Annotated in this window: 2 protein-coding genes; both read right to left on the bottom strand. The window is 40.2% G+C overall.

What is annotated here, in order from left to right; genetic code table 11:
- Nucleotides 1-194 precede the first annotated feature (194 nt).
- Entirely contained in the window at nucleotides 195-884 is a 690-nt protein-coding gene (locus ACXM1Q_RS09140; RefSeq protein WP_135037721.1) for a methionine ABC transporter permease, read from the bottom strand.
- Between the two features lies 1 nt (nucleotide 885).
- Entirely contained in the window at nucleotides 886-1,950 is a 1,065-nt protein-coding gene (locus ACXM1Q_RS09135) for a methionine ABC transporter ATP-binding protein (RefSeq protein WP_458517788.1), read from the bottom strand.
- Nucleotides 1,951-2,123 lie beyond the last annotated feature (173 nt).

Raw genomic sequence — 2,123 nt, 5'->3', positions numbered from 1 at the left:
CAACACTTTTTGTTAACTTTTTTGAAGTTTTTTTGAATTCGTTCGTTTCACCCGAACTTTTATCTTTCATCTGTCCCGTTTAAGGAACTCTCCCTTCAGGACTTTATTAGTATACAACACTCTTTTTCACTTGGCAACACTTTTTTTAAAATTTTTTAAAAAAATTCTCAGAGAAAAGATCCTCTGAGATTTTTTTATTTATGACTGACTTTTTTAGTGATAAAATCCCCCACAAATTGAATCGTAAAAATCAGAATAATAATTAAAACTGTGGCTAGGATGGTCACATCATGATTGTAGCGATTATATCCATAAGCGATAGCAACATTTCCTAGTCCCCCAGCTCCAACAGCTCCAGCCATAGCAGTCTCACCAACTAAGGAGATTAGAGTTACTGTTGTAACCCGAATAAGATCCGGCAGTCCTTCGCTCAGATAAACACCAATAATATCTTTAGTAGTTGCTCCGCTAGCTTGAGCCGCTTCAATAACTCCGGAATCCAATTCCGCTAAAACAACTTGTACTTGACGAGCAAAGAAAGCATAGACGGCAAATGACAGCGGCACAAGTGCAGCATTAGGACCAATACTCGTTCCGACTAAAGTCTGAGCTAACGGTGACAGAACCGCTAATAAAATGATAAAGGGAATAGCTCGAAAGATCGAAGTTACTTTATCTAAGGTCCAATAGACCCATTTATTGGCTAAAACACCGCCTGGAGCGGTCAAAACAAGTAGCAAACCAGTGACAAGACCCAAAAATCCACCAATTAAGAAGGCATAAAAGGTCATATAGAGAGTCAAATAAATCGCAGTCCCCCAGCCGGCTTGTCCTGACCATCCCATTTTATAAACATTTGGCAAGTAAGTTTCAATAAAATTCATCTTAACGTCCTTCCTTCAGAATTTTAACCCCAACCCCAGATTGCTTCAATCCTTCGTGTGCCTTAGCCAGATTCTCTGTTGAACCAGAAAGAATCACAATCAACTCACCAACCGGCGTATGGTCTAAAATTTCAATATTCCCAAATAAAATATTGGCTGCAACCTCATAATGCTTGGAGAGGTCATGAATAATAGCTTGATCAGTGACACTACCAGAAAATTTCAAATGTACCAGTTCTTGCCCCGCAGGCAGATGAAGGACACTTTCCTGTTGATAAATTTTCCGTAAAGCTTCATCAATTCCAGTCGCTGTCTCCATGAAATCCTTGGTTAACTCATTTTTAGGATTACTAAAAATATCAAGAACGCTTCCCTCTTCAATCAAACGACCATCTTGCATCACGGCTACACGATTGGCAATATCTTTTACAATCTGCATCTCATGAGTAATCATAATAATGGTTAAGCCTAATCGCTCATTTAATTCCTGAAGCAAACTCAGAATTTGCTTAGTTGTTTTAGGATCCAAGGCTGATGTAGACTCATCTGAAATTAAAATCTTTGGATCATTAGCCAAGGCACGCGCAATAGCCACACGTTGTTTTTGTCCCCCTGACAACTGAGACGGATAATTCTCCGCTCGATCAGCTAAACCAACTAACTCCAATAATTCTTGAACTTTTTGAGCCCGTTGCTCCTTGCTCAAACCAGAATGCTTCAGAGCAAAGTCCACATTTTCAGCAGCTGTCTTCTGGCTCATTAAATTGAAATGTTGGAAAATCATTCCAATTTCCCGACGTTTTTCCCGAAGTGTTTGTGAACTTAGTTGAATCTTCCCGTGGTCAAAAAAGACTTCGTTATCAACAATCAAACGCCCTTCTGTTGGAGCTTGCAAAAGGTTAATAACCCGTACCAAGGTAGACTTCCCTGCTCCAGAGTACCCTACAATTCCATAGATATCTCCCTGTTGAATTGACAGACTAACATCGTCAACAGCTGTAATCACTTTATTTTTCTGGGTAAAGCGAACCCCCATATGTTCCAGTTTAATAATCGCTTCTGACATGATTTTCTCCTATATTTAGTAGCAATCGAGTAGGGACTAATGCATAGTCCCTCTCACACCACCGTGCGTGCCGTTCGGCACACGGCGGTTCAGTTAACTTTTAACGCATGTCGTTTTAAGTAGTAATCGAGACAGCTGACCAGTCCTCGTTTGGCGAGGACTGGTTTTGATAT

The organism is Streptococcus sp. 10F2, from assembly GCF_054331515.2.
This window is presented reverse-complemented; position numbering and strand designations above follow the sequence as displayed.

Bases quoted from the DNA above. Each gene is read 5' to 3' on its own strand.
- ACXM1Q_RS09140 (WP_135037721.1), bottom strand. From the start codon at position 884: ATGAATTTTATTGAAACTTACTTGCCAAATGTTTATAAAATGGGATGG.
- ACXM1Q_RS09135 (WP_458517788.1), bottom strand. From the start codon at position 1,950: ATGTCAGAAGCGATTATTAAACTGGAACATATGGGGGTTCGCTTTACC.